Origin of the sequence: Silanimonas sp. (assembly GCF_027531545.1) — a bacterium.
Lineage (GTDB): Bacteria > Pseudomonadota > Gammaproteobacteria > Xanthomonadales > Xanthomonadaceae > Silanimonas.
Map to the genome: position 1 here is coordinate 1 of NZ_JAPZSC010000069.1, position 4,348 is coordinate 4,348.

5 protein-coding genes and 1 pseudogene are annotated in these 4,348 nt (G+C 69.5%); 1 reads left to right on the forward strand and 5 read right to left on the reverse strand.

What is annotated here, in order from left to right; genetic code table 11:
• Positions 1 to 199, forward strand: a pseudogene (locus O9280_RS17260) (hypothetical protein); the annotation flags it as partial.
• Between the two features lie 138 nt (positions 200 to 337).
• Here the strand turns inward: O9280_RS17260 and O9280_RS17265 are convergent.
• The 5 genes from O9280_RS17265 to O9280_RS17285 form a co-directional block, all read right to left on the reverse strand.
• Positions 338 to 838, reverse strand: a complete 501-nt coding sequence (locus O9280_RS17265; RefSeq protein ID WP_298345778.1) for a hypothetical protein — start codon at positions 836 to 838, stop codon at positions 338 to 340.
• A gap of 552 nt (positions 839 to 1,390) precedes the next feature.
• Positions 1,391 to 1,783: a hypothetical protein gene (locus O9280_RS17270; RefSeq protein WP_298345781.1), complete on the reverse strand. Its 393-nt coding sequence runs from the start codon at positions 1,781 to 1,783 to the stop codon at positions 1,391 to 1,393.
• 12 nt (positions 1,784 to 1,795) lie between these two features.
• Complete coding sequence (locus O9280_RS17275) at positions 1,796 to 3,352, reverse strand: alpha/beta fold hydrolase (RefSeq protein WP_298345784.1); 1,557 nt, start codon at positions 3,350 to 3,352, stop codon at positions 1,796 to 1,798.
• A 235-nt stretch (positions 3,353 to 3,587) separates the two neighbouring features.
• The gene (locus O9280_RS17280) at positions 3,588 to 3,950 is read right to left on the reverse strand and encodes a hypothetical protein (RefSeq protein ID WP_298345787.1); all 363 of its coding nucleotides are present in this window, start codon (positions 3,948 to 3,950) and stop codon (positions 3,588 to 3,590) included.
• Positions 3,947 to 4,348: transposase (locus tag O9280_RS17285; RefSeq protein ID WP_298345790.1), on the reverse strand; the 402-nt coding region annotated here is incomplete at its 5' end. The genes O9280_RS17285 and O9280_RS17280, both read right to left, overlap by 4 nt.

Genomic DNA, 4,348 nt, shown 5'->3' on the forward strand with positions numbered 1-4,348 from the left:
CCGGCGCGGGCCGTGGAAGACGCGCGAGGCGGTCGAGCTGGCGACGCTGGAGTGGGTGTCGTGGTTCAACCACCATCGCCTGCTTGAGCCCATCGGCTACATCCCGCCGGCCGAGGCCGAGGCACACTACTGGCGCGAGCAGGCCCAGGCCACCGCACCAACGAAGCCTGCCGAACAGGCGGCGCTGCAGGAGGGTTGAACCATGAGTACATGGCCCAACCGGGGGGCCTCCGGCGGCCCCTGCGGGGGGCTGGAAGAGAGAAGACCTGAACCCCAAAACCGTCAGGCCAAGGCGGTCTGACTCAAGCCAACAGGCCTCCTCGAAACCCGGTGCGGTTCAGTTCACCGTCCCCATGAAACTCTGAGCGGCAGCCAGAGGGCCGATGAGGTTGGCCGACCAGATGGCGGCACCACCCTGCAGCACGTGCACGTCGGTTGATCCGGCCACGGTGTTTTGCCCAAAAAAGGAACCGGAAAACCGGAACGCGCCCGAAACGAGGGCCGTGTACTGGATCACGGCATAGTTCTCGGTTCCATTGCCCGGATGCAGCGTCAGGGTGTTGGCCCCGACATCCACCGTGCCACAGCACTTCCAGCCGGATGAGCCGGCCTTGCCCACCGACGGCCCATCACCACCGGTAGCCTGCCAAAAGTCGATGGAGCCCGATGGGCCAGGGGCGGCAGGGCTGCTGTTGGCCACCGTGAATACGGTCAGACTGGTGTCGCTGACCGCACTCAGAGAGCCGTAAGTCCATACGCCGTTCGGGTTGGCCGCTATCGAAAAATCGGCGGTCGCGTCAGCCGCCGATGCTGCCATCGGCGCCAGCGACAGGGCCATTGCGGCCAGCCGTCCGAGTCTGGGCTCGAGGGTGCTGTGCGGGGTCTGATGCACGGGGCCGGCTCCTTGAGCTTGTCAAGTCACTCCACCCAAAGGTGCTTCACCAAGGCTATCCTCAACCAAGGGGGGCGCTTTGGCGCATAGGAAGTTCAAACGCCCCCTGAAGCCCGACGACCAGACCGAGGCCAGCCAGCCAGCCAAGAAGGGCCGACTGCGGCTGTGAGATCGTGGCAGATCGTGGCAGCGGCGCCCATTCGGACCGTGCCGCCGCTCCCCCTGGGTCTCGTCTGGCCTTGATCTGCCGCCTCGATATCAGGGTTGACCCTCATCCGGCTACGCCGCGCCCACCGGGCGCGCAGCATCGCCCGGCCGCAGGCAACGCGGAGGTCTGCGGAAGCGGTGTCGATCAAGGCCAGCACGGGCCAGACGGTGTTCAGGCGGGGCGGCTTCAGCCCTGCACCACCTCGCGCGCCCGCCCCCGAGGCGGTGGCTGCGGATCCAGCCCGAGATGGGTGAGGATCTGCCCTGCACGGCACGCCCTGGCTCGATGGGTTATCGGCGCACGGTCAGCGTGTTGTAGTCCTGCCCCTGGTGCGGAAGATCGAAGTAGTAGCGGCCGCCGCCCATTTGGTACAGCGCGCCACAGCTCCACCGGTCGCCTTGCAACCACAGGCACAAGCCGTCATTGGTGACCCGCCAGCCGCCCTTCCATCGCAGCACGAGCAGCCGCATCTGGACCGCCAGCTCGCCGTCGGGTCTGAACCGGTACGTGAGCCCGCCGTGCACGGCGCTGTCGAGCTGGATGGGGTGTTCGAACAGGGCACCGATCTCGCTCGCGTTCATCCGCTGGGCGCCCGCGGGCACCGGGGTGGACGTCGGGGTGACGCAGGCCGTCAGCAGCGTCGCCGAAGCCAGCGCAACGAGCCCGTGCAGGCGCTGAGCCATGACGCTCTCGGGTCACTCGAAGGCGAGCGCCTCAGCCGCGGCGCAGGACGGGTCGACCGCCTGACCCGCGAGGAAAGCCCTCACGATCGCATTGGAGCAGGCGCTGCCGTTCTGCACCGAGTGGCCGCGCGTCGGGAAGCTCACCACCGTCGTGTTGGGCAGCGTGCTGGCCACCTGCTGGGCCCAGGACGGCGGCGTCAAGGGGTCGAAGGTGCCGGACAGGATCAGCGTCTTCACCGCACTCGTCACCGGCAGAAATGCGCTGGCCGGCAGGTCCTTGCGGTAAGGCCAGGCCCCGCAGAGGGCGTAGATCGACTGGTTGACTGACGTCCGGGCCGGCCGCAACGACGGGCGAACTTGCAGGACCGAGGCGGCCAGTTCGGCCTCTGTAGTCGTCGCGTTGTCCGCGCAGGTCACCGACAAGAGTTGACCGAAGGTCTGCCTGAGCGAGCTGTCGTCGATGAGTATGTCCTCGATGAATTGGGGCAGCGTGCTGGGAACCTGCCCGGCATTGACCCACCTCTCCAGCTCGGCCACCAGCCTCGGGAAGCTCGATGGCGAGAAGGCTGCTGTTTGCCCGAGAACGCTCAAGGCCACGTTGGCATTGGCCTCATTACCGGGACCTCCCTGCCAAGGCAGCGGCATGGCGTTCAGCCTGTCGAACAGGGTCGACACGCGGTCGTCCAGGCCCGGGTACCGAGCCGCACAGGCGGGCTGCGCCGCACAGGCGGCAGCCAGGGCGGAGAGCGCCGAGTCGTAGGCCTGAGCATCACCCCGCAGCGGGAACACCGCAGGGCTGACAACCGAATCGAGCACCATGGAATCCACGCGGGTGCCGTGGCGCCGCAGCATGGCGAGCCCCCAGTTCGTGCCGAAGGAGACGCCGTTGAGCACCACCTTGTCGTAGCCGAGCAGGCGGCGCAGGTCCTCGACGTCGTCGGCCATGTCATCGGTCGTGAAGTTCCGAGGCTGCACACCGTTGGCGATGAGGCCGTCGGCACAGGCCTGGAGCGCCGGCAGCACGACCGACAACTCTGCTGTCGGGTCGCGGAACGATTCCGGTCCCCACGAGCTCCCGGTATTGGCGCAGGCCAGTGCGGGCGTGGTGGCGATCGATCCACGCTGCTCCAGCACCACCTCGTCGCGGGGCAGCTTTGCGCCACCGTTGAAGCCGGGGCTGAAGCCTGCCGGTACCTGTGCCAGCACCTCGGTCCAGGTCTGGCCGGGCCCCCCGGTCAGGTAGAACACCGGCGCCCGTGAGGACGCCGTCGCAGGCTTGAACACGGCGAACGGGATGCGCACGGTCGGGCCGGAAGGGTTGCTCCGATCCTGCAGTACGACCAGCTCGCCGCAGCGCACGCCCGTGCTGAGCTGCTGGCTCGGGTGCAGCGTGTAGGGGCAGCGCGACTCGTCCAGCCGCGGTACCTGGGTAGGAGCTGGGGTCGGGACGGGGGTCGGGGGCGCGGGGGAATCGGACGAGCCGCCGCCGCCGCAGGCGGTAAGTCCGATGGCGGTGGCCGCGACGGCCAGGCTGGCCAGGACGCGTCGAAGATGCGGGATCGTGTGCATGAGGCGCTACTCGGGCAGTTGGGACGGGGTGCGCTTGCGGGCTTGGCAGCGCAGGCGGCCGCAGTCTCCGGGGCGCCCGGTCGGGCCACCAAGCGGCGCTCGCTGCGGTGTCGTCCGGCGACACCGGGCGTACCGCCAGCCGGCACCGGCCGCTGCCGCGGTCACGGCGCCGGCGGGTTGCGACGGGCCGCCGCGGGCTTCCGCGGCGTGTGTCGGCTGGCTCGTCCTCGGCCTGTCAGGCCGCCTGCGGCTTCACGCGCAGCGCCCACAGCACGCCGGCCACCAGCAGCACCACGCCCAGCACCACGCCCAGCAGCACGCCCGGGGCGGGGGCCTGGCCGCGCAGCGCCAGCGCATAGGCCAGCGCGGCCAGCGTCTCGAAGACGATCAGCTGCCCGGCGAGCGCCGGGGGCAGGCGCTGGCTGGCTTCGTTCCAGCACAGCGTGCCCAGCCAGCTGGCGAACAGGCCGATGGCCAGCATCAGGCCGATGAACTCACACGCGCGCGGGCCGAAGGGCATCTGCAGCGCGCCGCCGCCGAAGGCCGCGTCACCGATCCACAGCAGCGCGTAGCCCACCGCCGCCATCGGCAGCGTCACCAGCCCCTGCGCTCGATCACGGACTGCAGCAGCGCATGCAGCTCGTCCTCGGTGGGCGAAGCCGCCTCGATGAAGGCCGGCGAGCCATCGGCGGCGCGGCGGTACACCCCGTCCAGCACCAAACAGTGCAGGTGGATGTTGAGGTTGGCAGCGGATCCGAAGCGCTGGATCAGCGTGACGGCGCCGCCCTGGCCTTCATCGGCCTTGAGTCCGGCAGCGTCCAACAGATGCCGCGTGACCAAACGCTGCACCACCTGCAGCACCGGCGTGACCAGCTCGGGCTGCGCGGCCAGCAGCACGCGCAGCGGGATCGGCAGCGACAGCACCCACTGGCGCACCGGCACGTGCGGGATGACGCGGTCGACCAGGTGCGCTGCCGTCTGCGACATGCGCCGCGC

Bases quoted from the DNA above. Each gene is read 5' to 3' on its own strand.
- O9280_RS17265 (WP_298345778.1), bottom strand. From the start codon at position 838: ATGGCCCTGTCGCTGGCGCCGATGGCAGCATCGGCGGCTGACGCGACC.
- O9280_RS17270 (WP_298345781.1), bottom strand. From the start codon at position 1,783: ATGGCTCAGCGCCTGCACGGGCTCGTTGCGCTGGCTTCGGCGACGCTG.
- O9280_RS17275 (WP_298345784.1), bottom strand. From the start codon at position 3,352: ATGCACACGATCCCGCATCTTCGACGCGTCCTGGCCAGCCTGGCCGTC.